Source organism: Salmonella sp. SAL00670 (assembly GCF_046552235.1).
Taxonomy (GTDB): Bacteria; Pseudomonadota; Gammaproteobacteria; order Enterobacterales; family Enterobacteriaceae; genus Salmonella; species Salmonella enterica.
In genome coordinates this window covers 212,877-230,380 of the sequence record NZ_JBGDUO010000003.1, presented here as the reverse complement: position 1 = coordinate 230,380, position 17,504 = coordinate 212,877, and the positions used below count along the sequence as shown (strand labels likewise).

The window sequence follows — 17,504 nt, the reverse complement described above, 5'->3', positions numbered from 1 at the left end:
GAAGGTAAGCTGCCGTTAGTGACTCTTAAGTTGCAACGGTGGCTTTTTTTATTTGGGTCAGTCGTATAAAGGTCATTACGGAAGGCTGTTAACCTTCTTATCGTGGTTCGAGTCCACGCTGTCCCGCCAAACATGCTGGTTTAGCTCCAATGGTAGAGCAGTCGCCTTGTAAGCGAATGGGTAGCGGTTCAAGTCCGTTAACCAGCACCATAACTGAGCCGTAGCCACTGGCTATCCTGAACTAATCAGTGATAGTTATGCTGCGGCCTTCTACACATGACCTTCGCGAAAGCGGGTGGCAAGAGGTTGCGATAACAACCTCCTGCCGTTTTGCCCGTGCATATCGGTCACGAACAAATCTGATTACTAAACACAGTAGCCTGGATTTGTTCTATCAGTAATCGACCTTATTCCTAATTCAATAGAGCAAATCCCCTCAATAAAGGGGGTAGAGCATGTACCGTATGGACAAAATCAGAGAATGGTTCAGTTACAGCTTCGGAGGACTGACTGCGATGGGTGGCATTCTCTCCCTGAATGACTGGGCTGTAATCATTGGTATTCTTTGTACTGTCGGCACATTTGGCATCAACTGGTACTACAAACGCAAAGAGCGTGAGGACAGATTGAATGGCAATGTCACCGGCACTACGAAATAGCGTAATAGCGGCGATAAGTGGCGGGGCTATTGCCATAGCATCTGTGTTAATCACTGGCCCCGGTGGTAACGATGGTCTGGAGGGTGTCAAATACAAACCATATAAGGACGTAGTTGGTGTGTTGACTGTGTGTTATGGCCACACCGGAAAAGACATCATGCCTGGTAAAACGTATACCGAAGCAGAATGTAAAACCCTCCTGAATAAAGAGCTTGCCACTGTCGCCAGGCAAATTAACCCGTACATCAAAGTCGATATACCGGAAACAACGCGCGGCGCTCTTTACTCGTTCGTTTACAATGTTGGCGCAGGAAACTTCAGAACATCGACACTTCTTCGCAAAATAAATCAGGGTGACATCAAAGGCGCATGTGATCAGCTACGTCGCTGGACATACGCTGGCGGTAAACAATGGAAAGGCCTGATGACTCGTCGTGAGATTGAGCGAGAAGTCTGTTTGTGGGGTCAGCAATGAGGATCCACTACAAGATAATTATCTTCGCGTTCGCACTGAGCGTACTGGGCGGCATCGTCTGGTCAGCCAGCCATTACCACGATAAGTACCAGGCGGAACGGCTACGCGCAGATGCTGCCGAGCAGAACGCCAACGCCGCCGAGGCGATCACCGCCAACGTCATTCAGTTCGTGAACATCATCAATGCCATTTCAGAGGCCAACCAGGATGCAAAGAACCAGATCACACTGGAATCACAGGGAGCCCAGGCAGATATCAAAGTGGCTATTGCGAATGATGACTGCGCTCATCGGCCTGTGCCTCCTGCTGCTGCTGACCGGCTGCGGCAATTCGCGGATAGTTTACGTACCGGTTCCGGTAGCGCCTCTACCGGCAAACCTGACAGCTGAGACGCAACAGCCAGCCATTCCCGAACCGCTGACCTATGGGGCCAGTCTGGATCTGAATGTCAGCCTGCTATCGGCGCTGGGTCAGTGCAACATCGATAAGGCTAGTATCAAGAAGATTGAAGAGTCTCGGACCTCTCTGTAGAAGACTATTTTGCTGCCATGAAGAAGTTTTATATCTTTGGTCAATACATCGAGCAGATCAGATAATTCTTATGTGATTGATGCTATATTGATCCCCTTTTTAAATATGGGATTTACGGATATGTCTGTCAGTCAAGATATTTATAAGTCTACACTTAGAGTTGAAAGTGATACTCCAGAGGGAACCTCGGTAGGAACTGCTTTCTGGTTTTGCTTTGTTATGGAAGGTGGTGGAAAGATTGTTCCACTCTTGGTAACTAATAAGCATGTCGTTAACGGGGCAACAGAAGTTAGACTACATCTAAACATTACCGACAGCGCAAATCCTGAAATAAAATTTTATAACCTAACAATTCCAGAGGGGGCAAATGCGTTCATTATGCACCCTGATGATAATGTTGATATATGCATATTGCCTATCGCTGGATTGCTGAATGAGATGGAGAAAAGTGGCATTCGCCCAGAACTCTTCTTTTTCTCAGATCGTCAGATGCGTGGTAACAATTACATTACTCCTGTCGAAGACGTTTACATGACAGGGTATCCAAATGGATTATGGGATTCTGTAAACAATAGGCCTGTTACCAGGAAAGGCATCACAGCATCATCACCTATGGAAAACTGGAAGGGTAAGCCTGAATTCCTCATTGATATGGCTTGCTTCGGTGGTTCTAGCGGTTCTCCTGTTTATATAATGAACCAAGGCTCATATGCTACTAATGATGGTATTGCTATGGGGGAGAGATTAATTTTCCTTGGGTTGCTGTATGCAGGGCCGGTAACGAATGTTAGTGGGAATATTGAAATTATTGACGTACCAACAGTCGCCACACCAGTTGTGCGTTCGGAAATTACAATGAATCTCGGATTGGTTATTAAAGCAGAGAAGCTAAATGACTTTAAGCCTCTCTTGGGGCTTTAACACAAGCCGCCTCCGGGCGGTTTTTTTATTGCTATTACAAAAGCCATTCCATGCCGAGTGACTTTGATAATGGCTTATACCCTACACGGGATAACTTAACTGATATCCCTTTTAACGGATAAACGGAGCCAACAATGGCAGATATTATTCCCATGACTGAAGAACAGAAATTCCAGTTAGAGATTTACAAACTGGTCATGAACCAGAACGCAGCAGCAGAGGAAGCATTTCAATTCATTGGCACTGACGAGCTGAAGCTTGAGCTATTCAAAATTCACTTCCAGTCAGGCGGCGCTAATTCAGATATCACGACTCGCACTATCGAAGCGGTGCGTAAATCGAAGGAAGCGTTAGACCTGTTCACTACCGGAGCATAACGAATGGCAAAGACGAAGTGGCCTAAACTTCCCCGGTTCTTCGTGCCATTGTTCCATAGCGCCAATGTCTACCTGTGTCGTTCAAAGGAAGAGTGGGATCAGGCTTGTATTCATCTTGGAGTTGATAGCGGCGGGAATGAGGTGCTGGCGGGGGCAACACAGTCATATTGCAATACCGAAACAGGCGAGAACCTTTACCTGCTTGGGGTATTCAATGGAAATGCTGCCACACTGGTTCATGAATGCGCTCACGTTGCATTCTATGTCTGCCGAGATGTTGGTGTAACCACTCATCCTGGCGACGCAAACGAAACCTACTGCTACATGCTTGACAGAATGTTCAGTCACTTCCTGCCGTTCTTTCATGAACCAGAAAAAGAAGGAGCCAAGTAATGGCAAACCCAAACTTCACGCCATCATGGCCTCTCTACAAAGATGCTGACGGTGTATATGTGTCTGCTCTTCCGATTAAAGCTATCAAATACGCTAATGACGGAAGTGCAAACGCAGAATTCGACGGCCCGTATGCTGACCAGTACATGTCAGCGCAAACAGTAGCCGTATTCAAGCCAGAGGTTGGCGGATATCTGTTCCGGAGCCAGTACGGCGAGCTGCTCTATATGAGCAAGACAGCATTTGAAGCTAAGTACACTTCTGCAAGCGGTTCAGTAACGAATGCAGAGACGGGGGATAAGTTATCTACTGCTCGCACTATCACACTAACCGGCGCTGTCACAGGTTCAACGTCCTTTGATGGTTCGGCTAACGTGACTATCGCAACTACCCAAGGAAGCTAACGAGGAAATGATATGGCGGCTGAAGAGAAGAAAATTGGTCGCCCATCGGCTTACAAACCAGAGTATGCCGAGCAGGCGAGAAAACTTTGTCTGTTAGGGCATACAGATGCAGAACTGGCTTCTTTCTTTGAAGTTAGCGAGCAAACAATCAATGCGTGGAAGCACGCGCATCCTGTTTTTCTTGAGTCCATAAAAAAGGGTAAAGCTGTTGCGGACAGTGAAGTCGCCGCAAAGTTATTCCACCGCGCCACCGGGTACGAACACCCAGAAGATGATATTCGCGCAGTCGATGGTTCGATCGTCATAACTCCTACTGTGAAACATTATCCACCCGATACGACTGCCGCCATTTTCTGGCTTAAGAACAGGCAGCGAGATAAATGGCGTGACAAACAGGAAGTAGAACATACCGGAGAGGTTGGCCTGATTCAGCGCATTCAGGAGGCCCGCAAACGCGCAAGGGGTGAGTAATGTCATCAGAATTTGAGGCAATGCTTGCCGACGATATGGGGCGATTCTTCTATGACCCGCTCGGATTTGTGATGTATGCATTTGAGTGGGGAGTTGGAGAGCTTGATGGCTTTGACGGTCCAGATGAGTGGCAGAAAGAATTCCTCACTGATTGGGGTGAGGCGATTAGCACTAACAACTTTGATGGTGTAAAGCCAGTAGAAGCATACCGCTGCGCAACAAGCTCAGGTCACGGCATCGGGAAAAGTGCACTCACTGCATGGGTAATTCTCTACATCATGAGCACCCGCCCGTTCTGCAAGGGCGTTGTAACAGCCAACACCTCAGAGCAGCTTCGAACCAAAACATGGGGCGAGCTTGGTAAATGGAAGAAGCGTTGTATCACCGGGCACTGGTTCGAATACAACAACGGCAAAGGCAACATGAACATCTACCATGTAGACCACATGGAGTCATGGCGTTGTGACGGCCAGACCTGTCGCGAGGAAAACAGCGAATCATTTGCTGGCCTCCACGCTGCAAACTCAAGCCCGTTCTATATCTTCGATGAAGCCTCGGCGGTGCCTGACAAGATTTGGGAGGTGGCTGAGGGCGGCCTGACAGACGGAGAGCCTTTCTGGTTCGCGTTCGGCAACCCGACACGTAACACCGGGCGCTTCCGTGAATGTTTCCGTAAATTCAAGCATCGCTGGAGACGCAAGCAAATTGATAGTCGTCTGGCGAAGATGACGAACAAAGAGCTCATTGAAGAATGGCGAAACGATTACGGTGAGGATAGCGACTTCTTTAAAGTACGCGTTCGTGGCCTCTTCCCGTCTGCGTCTGACCTGCAATTTATTCCCCAAAGCTATGCTGATGCCGGTATGTCAAGAAAGCTGGAGCACAGTCAATATGGATTCGCTCCAAAGATTATCGGCGTTGACCCGGCATACTCCGGCAGTGATGAGGCGTGTATCTATCTGCGGCAGGGGCTTTATTCAAGGCTTTTAGGTTCTTACCCAAAAACAGATGACGATGTGAAGTTTGCGCAGGTAGTAGCTGCTATCGAAGATGAACATAAAGCTGACGCGGTATTCATCGATTTCGGTTACGGAACTGGCATTCATTCTGTTGGTAAGTCGTGGGGCAGAAAGTGGCAACTCGTGAGCTTCGCGGGAGAATCGAAAGACCCGGCAATGCTCAATAAGCGCGGCGAGATGTGGAACGCAATGAAATCCTGGCTGAATGAAGGCGGAAGCATTGATGACCAGCAGACCGCTGATGAGATTGTCGCCCCTGAATACAAAGTGAAGCTAGACGGTAAGATTGTTCTGGAGTCCAAAGACGATATGAAACGTCGTGGCGTTCCGTCACCCAACCGGGCCGATGCGCTGGCGCTGACATTTGCATTCCCGGTAGTCAAAAACAAACCTTCAAAAGCAATTCCCGCACCGATTAGACCAGTACGCAGAGGACGATAATGGCCGACAATGAAAACAGGCTGGAGAGCATCCTGTCGCGCTTTGATGCGGACTGGACAGCCAGTGATGAAGCCAGACGAGAGGCGAAGAACGACCTGTTCTTTAGTCGGATCAGCCAATGGGATGACTGGCTATCACAATACACAACCCTGCAATATCGCGGGCAGTTCGATTGCGTTCGACCGGTAGTGCGCAAGCTCGTTTCTGAGATGCGTCAGAACCCTATTGATGTTCTGTATCGTCCAAAGGATGGAGCAAGTCCTGACGCTGCTGATGTGCTGATGGGCATGTATCGCACCGACATGCGGCACAATACGGCGAAAATTGCTGTCAACATAGCCGTTCGTGAGCAGATTGAAGCAGGCGTGGGTGCGTGGCGTCTGGTCACTGACTACGAAGACCAAAGTCCAACTAGCAACAATCAGGTTATCCGTCGAGAGCCTATCCATAGTGCCTGCTCCCATGTTATCTGGGACAGCAACAGCAAACTGATGGACAAGTCTGACGCCCGTCACTGCACAGTTATCCACTCAATGAGCCAGAATGGTTGGGAGGATTTCGCAGAAAAATACGACCTCAATGCTGATGATATTCCATCATTCCAGAACCCCAACGATTGGGTGTTTCCATGGCTGACGCAGGACACAATTCAGATCGCTGAGTTTTACGAAGTGGTCGAGAAGAAAGAGACGGCGTATATCTACCAAGACCCGGTTACGGGTGAGCCGGTAAGCTACTTTAAGCGCGATATTAAAGACGTCATCGACGACCTGGCTGATAGTGGATTTATCAAAATTGCAGAGCGCCAGATTAAGCGTCGCCGGGTATACAAATCGATTATCACCTGCACCGCAGTACTGAAAGACAAGCAACTCATTGCTGGCGAACATATCCCCATTGTTCCGGTATTCGGAGAGTGGGGCTTCGTTGAAGATAAAGAAGTGTATGAGGGTGTCGTCCGCCTGACAAAAGACGGTCAGCGTCTGCGCAACATGATTATGTCCTTCAACGCCGATATCGTGGCCCGTACTCCGAAGAAGAAGCCGTTCTTCTGGCCTGAGCAGATTGCAGGCTTTGAGCATATGTACGACGGTAACGACGATTACCCGTACTACCTGCTCAATCGCACTGATGAAAACAGCGGAGAAATGCCAACTCAGCCGCTGGCATATTACGAAAATCCGGAAGTTCCACAGGCCAATGCCTATATGCTGGAAGCTGCAACCAGTGCAGTAAAAGAGGTTGCAACGCTAGGTGTTGATGCAGAGGCGGTAAACGGTGGACAGGTAGCCTACGACACTGTTAACCAGCTAAACATGCGTGCTGACCTTGAGACATACGTGTTTCAGGATAATCTGGCTACCGCTATGCGCCGTGACGGTGAGATTTACCAGTCGATAGTTAATGACATCTACGATGTTCCTCGCAACGTGACAATCACCCTTGAGGATGGCAGCGAAAAAGATGTTCAGCTAATGGCTGAGGTTGTTGACCTTGCTACTGGTGAACGACAGGTACTGAACGATATCAGGGGGCGCTATGAATGCTACACGGATGTTGGGCCATCATTCCAGTCCATGAAGCAGCAAAACCGCGCAGAAATTCTTGAGTTGCTCGGCAAGACGCCGCAGGGAACGCCAGAATATCAACTGTTGTTGCTTCAGTACTTCACCCTGCTTGATGGTAAAGGTGTTGAGATGATGCGTGACTATGCCAATAAGCAGCTTATTCAGATGGGCGTTAAGAAGCCGGAAACACCTGAAGAGCAGCAATGGTTTGTCGAAGCGCAGCAGGCCAAACAAGGACAGCAAGACCCGGCAATGGTTCAGGCGCAGGGTGTGCTGTTGCAAGGTCAGGCTGAACTGGCTAAAGCGCAGAATCAGACGCTATCTCTTCAAATCGACGCGGCTAAAGTCGAAGCTCAAAACCAACTTAACGCTGCGAAAATCGCAGAAATATTCAACAACATGGACCTCAGTAAACAATCTGAGTTTAGAGAGTTCCTCAAAACCGTTGCTTCATTCCAGCAGGACCGCAGCGAAGACGCTCGCGCAAATGCTGAGTTACTCCTTAAAGGCAATGAACAGACGCACAAGCAGCGAATGGACATTGCCAACATCCTGCAATCGCAGAGACAAAATCAACCTTCCGGCAGTGTAGCCGAGACACCTCAATAAGAGAGAGTTAATCATGGAACCAACCACCGAAATTCAGGCAACTGAAGACTTAACCCTGTCCGGCGATTATGCAGCGGCATCTGCTGATAGCTTAGTTGTCGATAATGCCAACGACAATGCAGGTCAGGAAGATGGCTTTGAGATTGTCCTGAAGGAAGATGAGACAGCACCAAAACAAGACCCGGCAAAGAACGCAGAATTCGCCCGCCGCCGCATCGAGCGCAAACGACAGCGCGAGCTTGAGCAGCAGATGGAAGCAGTTAAACGCGGAGAATTGCCGGAGAGTTTACGGGTAAACCCTGACCTTCCACCTCAGCCGGATATTAATGCCTATCTGTCAGAAGAAGGCCTGGCCAAATATGACTATGACAACAGCCGTGCGCTTGCCGCTTTCAATGCTGCTAATACCGAATGGCTAATGAAAGCGCAGGACGCCCGCAGCAATGCCGTAGCAGAACAGGGCCGCAAAACTCAGGAGTTTACCCAGCAATCAGCGCAATACGTCGAAGCTGCCCGCAAACACTATGACGCGGCGGAAAAGCTCAATATCCCTGACTATCAGGAGAAAGAAGACGCATTTATGCAACTGGTTCCGCCTGCGGTTGGGGCCGACATTATGCGCCTGTTCCCGGAGAAGTCCGCCGCGCTCATGTATCACCTGGGTGCAAACCCGGAGAAAGCCCGCCAGTTACTGGCGATGGATGGGCAGTCCGCGCTGATTGAACTAACTCGACTATCCGAACGCTTAACTCTCAAGCCTCGCGGTAAACAAATCTCTTCCGCTCCCCCTGCTGACCAGCCGATTACCGGTGATGTCAGCGCAGCAAATAAAGATGCCATTCGTAAACAGATGGATGCGGCTGCGAGCAAGGGAGATGTGGAAACTTACCGCAAGCTAAAGGCAAAACTTAAAGGAATCCGATAATGGCTTTGAACGAAGGTCAAATTGTTACACTGGCGGTGGATGAGATTATTGACACCATCTCCGCAATCACTCCAATGGCGCAGAAAGCCAAGAAATACACCCCGCCTGCGGCTTCTATGCAGCGCTCCAGCAATACCATCTGGATGCCTGTAGAGCAGGAGTCCCCCACTCAGGAGGGTTGGGATTTAACTGATAAAGCGACAGGGTTACTGGAGCTTAACGTCGCGGTAAACATGGGAGAGCCGGATAACGACTTCTTCCAGTTACGCGCAGATGACTTGCGAGACGAGACTGCGTATCGTCACCGCATCCAGTCAGCAGCTCGCAAACTGGCTAACAACGTTGAGCTGAAAGTCGCAAACATGGCCGCCGAGATGGGGTCATTGGTTATCACTTCGCCGGACGCTATCGGCACTAACACCGCAGACGCATGGAACTTTGTGGCCGATGCAGAAGAACTGATGTTCTCCCGCGAACTTAACCGCGACATGGGGACATCGTACTTCTTCAACCCACAGGACTACAAAAAGGCGGGTTATGACCTGAATAAGCGCGATATCTTCGGGCGCATTCCTGAAGAAGCGTACCGCGATGGCACTATCCAGCGTCAGGTTGCTGGCTTCGATGATGTCCTGCGCTCTCCGAAACTTCCTGTGCTGACCAAATCTACTGCAACTGGCATCACTGTATCCGGTGCGCAGTCCTTCAAGCCTGTCGCATGGCAACTGGATAACGATGGCAACAAAGTTAACGTTGATAACCGTTTTGCTACCGTCACCCTGTCTGCAACTACCGGCCTGAAACGCGGCGACAAAATTTCTTTTACTGGCGTGAAGTTCCTTGGTCAGATGGCTAAGAACGTACTGGCGCAGGACGCGACTTTCTCCGTAGTTCGCGTTGTTGATGGTACTCACGTTGAAATCACGCCGAAGCCTGTAGCACTGGATGATGTTTCTCTTTCTCCTGAGCAACGGGCATACGCCAACGTTAACACCTCGCTGGCTGATGCAATGGCGGTGAACATCCTGAACGTTAAGGATGCTCGCACCAACGTGTTCTGGGCTGATGACGCCATCCGTATTGTGTCTCAGCCCATTCCGGCTAACCACGAACTGTTTGCAGGTATGAAAACTACCTCATTCAGCATCCCGGATGTCGGCCTTAACGGTATCTTCGCTACGCAGGGTGATATTTCCACCCTGTCCGGCCTGTGCCGTATTGCGCTGTGGTACGGCGTAAACGCGACACGACCGGAAGCAATCGGTGTTGGCCTGCCTGGTCAGACTGCGTAACTAACAGGGGCTTCGGCCCCTTTCTTTATGGAGTGGCTATGAAAATAGCAATCTATAAGCCGGACGGAAGCGTCATGGTATGGGGCGTAATGGCTCAGATGAAGGTCATCGACTCCAGCGAACTTCCCGAATATGTCAAAGATGGCTGGCTTGACCATCCTTCAAAGTTGCTGTCCTCGGAAGCGGGCGATGCTAAGCCGCGCAAAGGACGTAAGCCCAAGGCGGTAAGCGATGCAGATAAAGACTAAAGGCGATCTGGTCAGGGAGGCGCTGCGTAAGCTGGGCGTAGCATCAGATGCAACTCTCACTGATGTTGAGCCACAGTCTATGCAGGATGCTGTTGACGACCTTGAAGCGATGATGGCTGAGTGGTATCAGGACGGAAAGGGCATCATCACCGGCTATGTATTCTCAGATGATGATAATCCTCCCGCTGAAGGTGATGACCACGGCCTTCGCTCCAGTGCAGTCAGCGCAGTATTCCACAATCTGGCCTGCAGAATTGCGCCGGATTATGCGCTTGAGGCTACCGCCAAAATTATCGCAACCGCTAAATATGGGAAGGAGCTTCTCTATAAGCAGACCGCCATCGCCAGAGCAAAAAGAGCTCCTTACCCGTCACGTATGCCAACTGGCAGTGGAAACAGTTTCGCCAATCTGAACGAATGGCATTATTTCCCCGGAGAGCAGAATGCCGATTCAACAACTCCCCATGATGAAGGGAATGGGTAAAGACTTCAAGAATGCCGACTACATTGATTACCTACCAATCAATATGTTGGCCACACCGAAAGAAGCCCTCAACTCATCGGGTTATTTACGCTCATTCCCAGGCATAGCGAAGCGCAACGATGTAAATGGTGTATCGCGTGGTGTTGAATACAATACCGCTCAGAACGCCGTATATCGCGTCTGTGGTGGGAAGCTCTACAAAGGCGAAACCGTAGTCGGAGACGTTGCCGGGGCAGGCCGCGTATCTCTTGCTCACGGTCGTACTTCTCAGGCGGTAGGTGTGAACGGTCAGCTCATCGAGTACCGATACGATGGCGCCGTTAAGACGATGGCAAACTGGCCTGCAGACAGCGGATTCACGCAGTATGAGTTAGGTTCAGTCCGTGACATTACTCGCTTACGTGGGCGTTATGCGTGGTCAAAAGACGGCACTGATTCATGGTTTATCACTGACCTTGAAGACGAATCGCATCCTGACCGATACAGCGCACAATATCGCGCAGAATCGCAGCCGGACGGCATCATCGGTATCGGCACATGGCGAGACTTCATTGTCTGCTTTGGTTCATCGACGATTGAATATTTTTCCCTGACTGGTGCAACCACCGCTGGCGCTGCGTTGTATGTCGCACAGCCATCGCTGATGGTACAGAAGGGCATTGCCGGAACATACTGTAAAACGCCATTCGCTGATTCATATGCATTCATCAGTCACCCGGCTACTGGTGCACCTTCCGTCTACATTATCGGGTCAGGGCAGGCTTCACCAATTGCGACGGCCAGTATTGAGAAAATTATCCGCTCATACACGGCTGATGAACTGGCAACCGGGGTGATGGAAGCGTTGAGGTTCGATTCGCATGAACTGCTGATTATCCATCTCCCGCGTCATGTGCTGGTTTACGATGCCTCATCAAGCCAGAACGGGCCGCAATGGTGCATACTGAAAACCGGTTTATACGACGATGTTTATCGCGCCATCGATTTCATGTACGAAGGCAACCAGATTACGTGTGGCGACAAGTCAGAAGCGGTGACGGGGCAGTTGCAATTCGACATCAGTAGTCAGTACGACAAGCAGCAAGAACACCTGTTGTTTACGCCCCTCTTCAAGGCAGATAACGCCAGATGCTTCGATCTGGAAGTTGAATCATCCACTGGTGTTGCTCAATACGCTGACCGCCTGTTCCTGTCTGCAACCACAGACGGAATCAATTACGGTCGCGAACAGATGATTGAGCAGAATGAGCCGTTTGTGTACGACAAGAGAGTTTTATGGAAACGTGTTGGGCGCATTCGTCGATTAATCGGATTCAAACTGCGTGTAATCACCAAATCACCAGTAACACTATCCGGGTGTCAAATTCGTCTGGAGTAAAATATGGCAGACCCGTCACTTAATAATCCTGTCATTATTCAGGCCACTCGTCTTGATGCATCTATCCTCCCCCGCAACGTCTTCAGCCGGTCCTATCTGCTCTACGTAATCGCGCAGGGGACTGACGTTGGCGCTATTGCGGGAAAGGCAAATGAAGCAGGGCAAGGTGCCTATGACGCGCAGGTGAAGAACGATGAGCAGGATGTTGAGATTGCAGACCACGAAGCGAGAATTCAGCAGTTACGCATCGACGTAGATGACCATGAAATCCGTATTACTGCAAATACCAATGCAATTGCAGGGCTGGATGTCAGGCTAACCATGGCTGAAGGCGAAATAGTTACCTTGCGGGCTGATGTTAGTGCTCTTGATGGCAGGGTGACGACGGCGGAAGGAAATATTTCTGCATTGCAGACTGATTACGTATCGAAAACAGCCACCGCAACACAATCGCTGGCGTCACCTCTCAACGTGACAACGTCCTATTCAGTTGGCGGCACTAAAGTTATCGGTGCTCGACAGACCGGATGGACAGCAGCAACAGGCGCTGCGCTTCTCGGTGCATTCAACGCTAACCAGGCATACACGGTCAGTGCCACATATACGCAGTCTGAGGTATCAGCTATGGCTACCGGATTGCAGCAGGCGCGACAGCGTATCAAAGCTCTCGAAGATGCAATACGAACTCATGGATTGATCAACTGATGATTACATTCACTCCAACACGCAACATCGACCTGATAGAAACTGTCGGCAACCATCCTGACATTATTGCCGGGAGCAACAACGGTGACGGATACGACTACAAGCCTGAGTGCCGCTATTTCGAAGTGAACGTACATGGTCAGTTCGGTGGCATCGTGTATTACAACGAGATTCAGCCGCTGACCTTTGACTGCCACGCCATGTATCTGCCTGAGATTAGAGGATTCAGTAAGGAAATCGGGCTGACGTTCTGGCGATACATTCTCGCCAACACCACCGTTCAGTGCGTTACATCATTTGCTGCACGCAAATTTCGCCACGGTCAGATGTACTGCGCAATGATTGGCCTTAAGCGTGTAGGAACCATCAAGAAATACTTCAAAGGCGTGGATGACGTGACGTTTTACAGCGCCACACGCGAAGAACTAACCGACTTCCTGAATCACGGGAGATAAACATGTTATATGCATTTACGCTGGGCAGAAAACTGCGCGGTGAGGAACCTCTTTGCCCTGAAAAAGGCGGAAAAGGTGGCGCAGATAAAAGCGCAAAGTATGCAGCAGAAGCGCAAAAGTATGCCGCAGACCTGCAAAACCAGCAGTTCAACACCATCATGAACAACCTGAAGCCGTTTACTCCTCTGGCAGATAAGTATATCGGCAGTCTTGAAGGTTTATCGTCTCTCGAAGGTCAGGGGCAGGCGCTTAATAATTACTATAACTCCCAACAATACCAGGACCTTGTGGGGCAGGCTCGCTATCAGAATCTGGCAGCGGCAGAAGCAACAGGTGGCCTGGGTTCTACAGCGACCAGTAACCAGCTTGCAGCAATCGCCCCAACACTTGGTCAGCAATGGCTGTCAGGTCAGATGAATAACTATCAGAACCTTGCAAATATTGGTCTTGGTGCGCTTCAGGGGCAGGCAAACGCCGGACAGACATATGCCAACAATATGAGCCAGATTTCACAGCAAAGCGCGGCTCTTGCAGCGGCAAATGCCAACAGACCATCAGCAATGCAATCTGCTATTGGCGGAGGTGCGTCTGGTGCTATTGCTGGGGCTGGACTTGCGAAATTAATTGGTTCATCAACTCCGTGGGGGGCTGCGATCGGCGGCGGTCTTGGTCTGCTTGGCTCGTTGTTTTAAGGGGTAATCAATGGCTACGTGGCAACAGGGTATTAATTCTGGTGGTTTTCTGGCTGGCATTGGTGCGCAAAATGAGAATGCGCCAAAAGCAAGCGACATTAACGCAACGCTTGGTCTGATCCGCGAAAACAATGAGTTGGCTCGCTCAGGTGCAAATAACGTTGGTCTGACCGCGTTACGTGGTCTGGCTGGAGTTGCTGATATTTACAATCAGGAACAGCAACAGAAAGCGCTAAACGCATTCAACCAGGTTCATGCCAACGCATGGGCTACTGGTGACAATTCAGGACTCATCAAGTTCGCGCAGGAAAACCCGGCGTTTGTTGCGCAGGCACAGCAGGCGTTTTCCGGTCTTAATGAGCAGCAGCGTAACGATATGGGCGATTTGGCTATGAAGGCTAATGTCGCTCTTTCTCAGGGGCCGGAAGCCTACAGTAAATTCATTACTGATAACAAGGACAGGTTAAACCGTGTTGGCGCTAATCCAGACTGGATGATACAGACTGGAGTACAGAACCCAGAACAGCTATCACACATGTTGACTACGATGTCTCTCGGTGCGCTTGGGACAGAAAAGGCGTTTGCTGTTCAGGATAAGATGGTTGGTCGCCAACTTGAAGGAGAAAGAAACCAGTTAACCGCAAGAGGGCAGGATATTAGTGCCGCTACCGCTCGAAGGGGGCAGGATATTAGTGCCCAAAACTCGCTACGTTCTGCGGGTGGGGCGGTTCCGGCATCAGTCCGTGAATATCAGTATTTCAATAGCTTGTCGCCAGAACAACAAAAAACTTATCTTCGTGTTCGTGGCAGGCCGGATGCAGGTGGGGAAAATGTTGTGCAATTAGCAGACGGGCGTACCGTTAATGTCAATGGCAAGCTGCATGGATCTGGCGCTAGTGCATTTTACGAAGGTACTGACGATAACGGAAATATGGTTCGTGTCCCGGCAAGCGCCATTGCTGCACCTCCAACGGCTGCGGCAAGCGCACAGAACTACGCGATGAAGAAAGATCTTGATGCCATAGCAGGTGCGAAACCTGGTGATTTGGAATTTATTACGGGGGTCACTGGAGGTAACGGAACGGCCGCGTTAGGGGCAGATGTGATCACTAGGCTTTCTGGAAAAGAACAACGCCAACTCTACAACGCTACTCAGCGCATTCAGGGTCGCATGCAAAATCAAGGCATAGCGGCAGCAAGGGATATGGGGGCATCCGGCATCAACACCGTTGCAGAGGCGAAAATGTACTTTCAGGGTATGCCACAGTTTGATTTCTCAAGCCCGGAAGCAGCACAGCGATCAGCCAGAGAAATTCAAGAGTACACCGACAACTACAACAAGCAGTACAACGTTGATGTTGGTAATGGTGGGCAGAAATCATCAAGGCAGCAGCCAGCGACTCAGCAATCAGTCGGAGGAAGCTACACGTCTAAATCCGGCATTCAATTCACGGTGGAATAATGAAAGTTACAGCCAACGGTAAGACATTCACCTTCCCTGATGGAACCAGCACGGAAGATATTGGTGCTGCTATTGATGAGTATTTTGCTGGTCAGTCAGCGCCAACACAACAAGATGTTCAGCAAGCGCCAGCAGACAACTCACTTGTATCAGGATATGCACAGCTTGCCACTCAGCAGAAGGAAGGGCTAGATCGCTCTGCTGAGCAAGGGGCTGTTTTAGGTGCTGCAATGCGCGATGCCGTTACCGGTGAAAGACGGATGACACCAGAAATGGAGAGACTGCAAAATGTTGGGTCTGCTCCAGAACTTAATAGCCTAAGTACCGATGCGCTGCGCGCTGGATGGGGGCAACTATTTGGTTCCGACGCTTCACAGGAGAAGATACTGCAAAGCATTGGCGGGAAAATCCGGAAGGATGAGAAGGGAAATTCCATAGTCACCCTTCCTTCTGGAGAATATGCACTTAACAAGCCTGGTTTGTCACCGCAGGATATAACGTCATTCTTGGCAAACGCTCTTGCATTCACTCCAGCAGGTAGAGCTGCGTCTGTTGTAGGTGCAACACTAAAGTCAGGCGCTACTGATCTAGCTTTACAGGGGGCCACTCAGATCGCTGGCGGTGAGGATGTTAATCCAGTTCAAACTGCAATTTCCGCTGGTCTTGGTGGGGTACTGAAGGGGGTAGAAAACACCGCAAGCGCAGTGTCGCGTTCTGCTATGGGTAAGATTGCTCCTGAAAAACAAGCTCAGATTGATTTTGCCAAGCAGAACAACCTGCCATTGATGACCACTGATGTTGTTCCACCAGAAACTAATATCGGAAAGCAAGCTAGGACGCTGGCTGAGCGAATTCCATTAGCCGGTACTGGTGGATTAAGAAGTGCTCAGCAATCTGCAAGAGAGAATCTTGTTAAAACCTTCAGCGATAACGTAGGAGGGATTTCTGATGCGCAGCTTTACAATTCTGCTACTAAGGGCCAGCAACAGTTTATTAATGCCGCAGGTAAGCGATATAACCGCATTATTGATGCCATGGGAGACACTCCAGTAGATATCACTAATACAGTGAAAGCGATCGATAATCAGATTGCTAACATTACCAGACCAGGCGCATCACAAGACCGAGCAGCCGTTAGTGTTCTACAACAATTCAAGGATGATATAACCAGCGGCCCAAACAACCTAAGATTAGCAAGGGAAAACAGAACTAACTTGCGCAAGCGGTTCATGGCAGCTCAGGATGAAGTTGATAGAGATACCCTGGAGAAGGCTGCGAAGTCAGTATATGACGCCTACACCTCTGATATGAAAAAAGCAGTAGCTACCAACCTTGGACCGCAGGAATCTGCGAACATGGCTCGCGTTGATAGGTCATGGGCTAAGTTCAACGACATGATGAGCAATACTCGCGTCCAGAAAGCGTTGCAGAATGGTAAAACAACTCCAGAGGATGTAACAAAGCTTATTTTCAGCCAAAGCCCAGCGGAGCGCTCACAGTTATATAAATTGCTTGATGACAAGGGAAGGCAGAATGCAAGAGCGGCTATTGTTCAAAGGGCTATGGATAAAGCAACGGACGCATCTGGAAACGTAAGTGTGGAAAAGTTTATTAATGAGATGCATCGCAACAGGAAGCAGGCGGCGACATTCTTCCGTGGTGAACACGGTAAATATCTAGATGGTGTGATGAAATATCTTGATTCAACAAGGGAGGCGGCAACCGGCGCTGCCAGCCCACTAACTGGACAACTTATGGCAGGTCCGGCAGCACTAGCTAGTATGCTAAATCCTATTGCCGCCAAAGCTGTAGCAATTGGAGCAGGCGTTGGTTTAGCTGGAAGGGCTTATGAGTCAAGGTTATTGCGTAACGCCATGCTTAAGCTTGCAAATACCCCGAAAGGAAGCACAGCTTATGACAGAGCGATAAGGCGGGTATCTGAAACGCTTTCACCTATAGCCCAGGCATCAAGCGAGAAGGCACAGCAGTAATAAA

Annotated in this window: 21 protein-coding genes and 2 tRNA genes; all 23 read left to right on the top strand. The window is 49.8% G+C overall.

All coding sequences use genetic code 11. The features are described from left to right. The first annotated feature begins 54 nt into the window (after positions 1-54). The 23 genes from ACLJRS_RS12140 to ACLJRS_RS12030 all read left to right on the top strand — a co-directional run bounded on the left by ACLJRS_RS12140 (position 55) and on the right by ACLJRS_RS12030 (position 17,500). Positions 55-129: transfer RNA gene (locus tag ACLJRS_RS12140), tRNA-Asn, on the top strand. Positions 130-134: 5 nt separating this feature from the next. Beyond that, a tRNA-Thr gene (locus tag ACLJRS_RS12135) sits at positions 135-210 on the top strand. Between the two features lie 245 nt (positions 211-455). Next, entirely contained in the window at positions 456-659 is a 204-nt protein-coding gene (locus tag ACLJRS_RS12130; RefSeq protein ID WP_000286100.1) for a phage holin family protein, read from the top strand. Then, entirely contained in the window at positions 637-1,134 is a 498-nt protein-coding gene (locus ACLJRS_RS12125) for a lysozyme (protein ID WP_001750251.1), read from the top strand. The genes ACLJRS_RS12130 and ACLJRS_RS12125 overlap by 23 nt, the downstream gene beginning before the upstream one ends. After that, the gene (locus ACLJRS_RS12120; protein WP_001750252.1) at positions 1,131-1,523 is read left to right on the top strand and encodes a DUF2570 domain-containing protein; all 393 of its coding nucleotides are present in this window, start codon (positions 1,131-1,133) and stop codon (positions 1,521-1,523) included. Before ACLJRS_RS12125 ends, ACLJRS_RS12120 begins: the two co-directional genes overlap by 4 nt. Next, positions 1,408-1,665 (top strand): hypothetical protein, encoded by a 258-nt coding sequence (locus ACLJRS_RS12115; protein ID WP_001750253.1) that lies wholly within the window; start codon positions 1,408-1,410, stop codon positions 1,663-1,665. Before ACLJRS_RS12120 ends, ACLJRS_RS12115 begins: the two co-directional genes overlap by 116 nt. 120 nt (positions 1,666-1,785) lie before the next feature. Further along, positions 1,786-2,586, top strand: a complete 801-nt coding sequence (locus ACLJRS_RS12110; RefSeq protein ID WP_000116740.1) for a serine protease — start codon at positions 1,786-1,788, stop codon at positions 2,584-2,586. Between the two features lie 134 nt (positions 2,587-2,720). Further along, a complete protein-coding gene (locus tag ACLJRS_RS12105) occupies positions 2,721-2,963 on the top strand; it encodes a DUF2560 family protein (RefSeq protein ID WP_001750254.1) in 243 nt (80 codons plus the stop codon). A gap of 3 nt (positions 2,964-2,966) precedes the next feature. Then, positions 2,967-3,356: a hypothetical protein gene (locus ACLJRS_RS12100; protein WP_001140560.1), complete on the top strand. Its 390-nt coding sequence runs from the start codon at positions 2,967-2,969 to the stop codon at positions 3,354-3,356. Then, positions 3,356-3,760: a hypothetical protein gene (locus tag ACLJRS_RS12095; protein ID WP_024139045.1), complete on the top strand. Its 405-nt coding sequence runs from the start codon at positions 3,356-3,358 to the stop codon at positions 3,758-3,760. Before ACLJRS_RS12100 ends, ACLJRS_RS12095 begins: the two co-directional genes overlap by 1 nt. A gap of 12 nt (positions 3,761-3,772) precedes the next feature. After that, positions 3,773-4,231 carry a hypothetical protein gene (locus ACLJRS_RS12090; protein ID WP_001750256.1) on the top strand — a complete coding sequence of 153 codons (459 nt, stop codon included), beginning with the start codon at positions 3,773-3,775 and terminating at the stop codon, positions 4,229-4,231. Then, positions 4,231-5,691, top strand: coding sequence for a terminase (locus tag ACLJRS_RS12085; protein WP_085425921.1), 1,461 nt, complete (start codon positions 4,231-4,233; stop codon positions 5,689-5,691). The genes ACLJRS_RS12090 and ACLJRS_RS12085 overlap by 1 nt, the downstream gene beginning before the upstream one ends. Next, positions 5,691-7,868, top strand: a complete 2,178-nt coding sequence (locus ACLJRS_RS12080; RefSeq protein WP_001750258.1) for a portal protein — start codon at positions 5,691-5,693, stop codon at positions 7,866-7,868. Before ACLJRS_RS12085 ends, ACLJRS_RS12080 begins: the two co-directional genes overlap by 1 nt. Before the next feature lie 13 nt (positions 7,869-7,881). Further along, on the top strand, positions 7,882-8,793 hold the full coding sequence (locus ACLJRS_RS12075; protein WP_001749921.1) for a scaffolding protein: 912 nt from the start codon (positions 7,882-7,884) through the stop codon (positions 8,791-8,793). Then, positions 8,793-10,085 carry a P22 phage major capsid protein family protein gene (locus tag ACLJRS_RS12070; protein ID WP_001196931.1) on the top strand — a complete coding sequence of 431 codons (1,293 nt, stop codon included), beginning with the start codon at positions 8,793-8,795 and terminating at the stop codon, positions 10,083-10,085. The genes ACLJRS_RS12075 and ACLJRS_RS12070 overlap by 1 nt, the downstream gene beginning before the upstream one ends. Positions 10,086-10,123: 38 nt before the next feature. Beyond that, a complete protein-coding gene (locus ACLJRS_RS12065) occupies positions 10,124-10,333 on the top strand; it encodes a hypothetical protein (protein WP_001749923.1) in 210 nt (69 codons plus the stop codon). Then, positions 10,317-10,817: a packaged DNA stabilization gp4 family protein gene (locus tag ACLJRS_RS12060; RefSeq protein ID WP_001749924.1), complete on the top strand. Its 501-nt coding sequence runs from the start codon at positions 10,317-10,319 to the stop codon at positions 10,815-10,817. Before ACLJRS_RS12065 ends, ACLJRS_RS12060 begins: the two co-directional genes overlap by 17 nt. Continuing rightward, a complete protein-coding gene (locus tag ACLJRS_RS12055; RefSeq protein WP_001750310.1) occupies positions 10,777-12,195 on the top strand; it encodes a packaged DNA stabilization protein gp10 in 1,419 nt (472 codons plus the stop codon). The genes ACLJRS_RS12060 and ACLJRS_RS12055 overlap by 41 nt, the downstream gene beginning before the upstream one ends. A 3-nt stretch (positions 12,196-12,198) precedes the next feature. Next, positions 12,199-12,900 carry a hypothetical protein gene (locus ACLJRS_RS12050; RefSeq protein ID WP_025711853.1) on the top strand — a complete coding sequence of 234 codons (702 nt, stop codon included), beginning with the start codon at positions 12,199-12,201 and terminating at the stop codon, positions 12,898-12,900. Then, on the top strand, positions 12,900-13,355 hold the full coding sequence (locus ACLJRS_RS12045) for a DUF2824 family protein (protein ID WP_410957814.1): 456 nt from the start codon (positions 12,900-12,902) through the stop codon (positions 13,353-13,355). The genes ACLJRS_RS12050 and ACLJRS_RS12045 overlap by 1 nt, the downstream gene beginning before the upstream one ends. 2 nt (positions 13,356-13,357) lie before the next feature. Beyond that, positions 13,358-14,047, top strand: coding sequence for a DNA transfer protein (locus ACLJRS_RS12040; protein WP_410957813.1), 690 nt, complete (start codon positions 13,358-13,360; stop codon positions 14,045-14,047). A 10-nt stretch (positions 14,048-14,057) separates the two neighbouring features. Beyond that, positions 14,058-15,509, top strand: coding sequence for a DNA transfer protein (locus ACLJRS_RS12035; protein WP_410957812.1), 1,452 nt, complete (start codon positions 14,058-14,060; stop codon positions 15,507-15,509). Next, a complete protein-coding gene (locus tag ACLJRS_RS12030; RefSeq protein ID WP_410957811.1) occupies positions 15,509-17,500 on the top strand; it encodes an injection protein in 1,992 nt (663 codons plus the stop codon). The genes ACLJRS_RS12035 and ACLJRS_RS12030 overlap by 1 nt, the downstream gene beginning before the upstream one ends. The last annotated feature ends 4 nt before the right edge of the window (positions 17,501-17,504 follow it).

What these genes read in the sequence shown, in the direction of transcription:
- ACLJRS_RS12130 (WP_000286100.1), top strand. Translation starts at nt 456, where the DNA reads ATGTACCGTATGGACAAAATCAGAGAATGGTTCAGTTACAGCTTCGGA.
- ACLJRS_RS12125 (WP_001750251.1), top strand. Translation starts at nt 637, where the DNA reads ATGTCACCGGCACTACGAAATAGCGTAATAGCGGCGATAAGTGGCGGG.
- ACLJRS_RS12120 (WP_001750252.1), top strand. Translation starts at nt 1,131, where the DNA reads ATGAGGATCCACTACAAGATAATTATCTTCGCGTTCGCACTGAGCGTA.
- ACLJRS_RS12115 (WP_001750253.1), top strand. Translation starts at nt 1,408, where the DNA reads ATGATGACTGCGCTCATCGGCCTGTGCCTCCTGCTGCTGCTGACCGGC.
- ACLJRS_RS12110 (WP_000116740.1), top strand. Translation starts at nt 1,786, where the DNA reads ATGTCTGTCAGTCAAGATATTTATAAGTCTACACTTAGAGTTGAAAGT.
- ACLJRS_RS12105 (WP_001750254.1), top strand. Translation starts at nt 2,721, where the DNA reads ATGGCAGATATTATTCCCATGACTGAAGAACAGAAATTCCAGTTAGAG.
- ACLJRS_RS12100 (WP_001140560.1), top strand. Translation starts at nt 2,967, where the DNA reads ATGGCAAAGACGAAGTGGCCTAAACTTCCCCGGTTCTTCGTGCCATTG.
- ACLJRS_RS12095 (WP_024139045.1), top strand. Translation starts at nt 3,356, where the DNA reads ATGGCAAACCCAAACTTCACGCCATCATGGCCTCTCTACAAAGATGCT.
- ACLJRS_RS12090 (WP_001750256.1), top strand. Translation starts at nt 3,773, where the DNA reads ATGGCGGCTGAAGAGAAGAAAATTGGTCGCCCATCGGCTTACAAACCA.
- ACLJRS_RS12085 (WP_085425921.1), top strand. Translation starts at nt 4,231, where the DNA reads ATGTCATCAGAATTTGAGGCAATGCTTGCCGACGATATGGGGCGATTC.
- ACLJRS_RS12080 (WP_001750258.1), top strand. Translation starts at nt 5,691, where the DNA reads ATGGCCGACAATGAAAACAGGCTGGAGAGCATCCTGTCGCGCTTTGAT.
- ACLJRS_RS12075 (WP_001749921.1), top strand. Translation starts at nt 7,882, where the DNA reads ATGGAACCAACCACCGAAATTCAGGCAACTGAAGACTTAACCCTGTCC.
- ACLJRS_RS12070 (WP_001196931.1), top strand. Translation starts at nt 8,793, where the DNA reads ATGGCTTTGAACGAAGGTCAAATTGTTACACTGGCGGTGGATGAGATT.
- ACLJRS_RS12065 (WP_001749923.1), top strand. Translation starts at nt 10,124, where the DNA reads ATGAAAATAGCAATCTATAAGCCGGACGGAAGCGTCATGGTATGGGGC.
- ACLJRS_RS12060 (WP_001749924.1), top strand. Translation starts at nt 10,317, where the DNA reads ATGCAGATAAAGACTAAAGGCGATCTGGTCAGGGAGGCGCTGCGTAAG.
- ACLJRS_RS12055 (WP_001750310.1), top strand. Translation starts at nt 10,777, where the DNA reads ATGCCGATTCAACAACTCCCCATGATGAAGGGAATGGGTAAAGACTTC.
- ACLJRS_RS12050 (WP_025711853.1), top strand. Translation starts at nt 12,199, where the DNA reads ATGGCAGACCCGTCACTTAATAATCCTGTCATTATTCAGGCCACTCGT.
- ACLJRS_RS12045 (WP_410957814.1), top strand. Translation starts at nt 12,900, where the DNA reads ATGATTACATTCACTCCAACACGCAACATCGACCTGATAGAAACTGTC.
- ACLJRS_RS12040 (WP_410957813.1), top strand. Translation starts at nt 13,358, where the DNA reads ATGTTATATGCATTTACGCTGGGCAGAAAACTGCGCGGTGAGGAACCT.
- ACLJRS_RS12035 (WP_410957812.1), top strand. Translation starts at nt 14,058, where the DNA reads ATGGCTACGTGGCAACAGGGTATTAATTCTGGTGGTTTTCTGGCTGGC.
- ACLJRS_RS12030 (WP_410957811.1), top strand. Translation starts at nt 15,509, where the DNA reads ATGAAAGTTACAGCCAACGGTAAGACATTCACCTTCCCTGATGGAACC.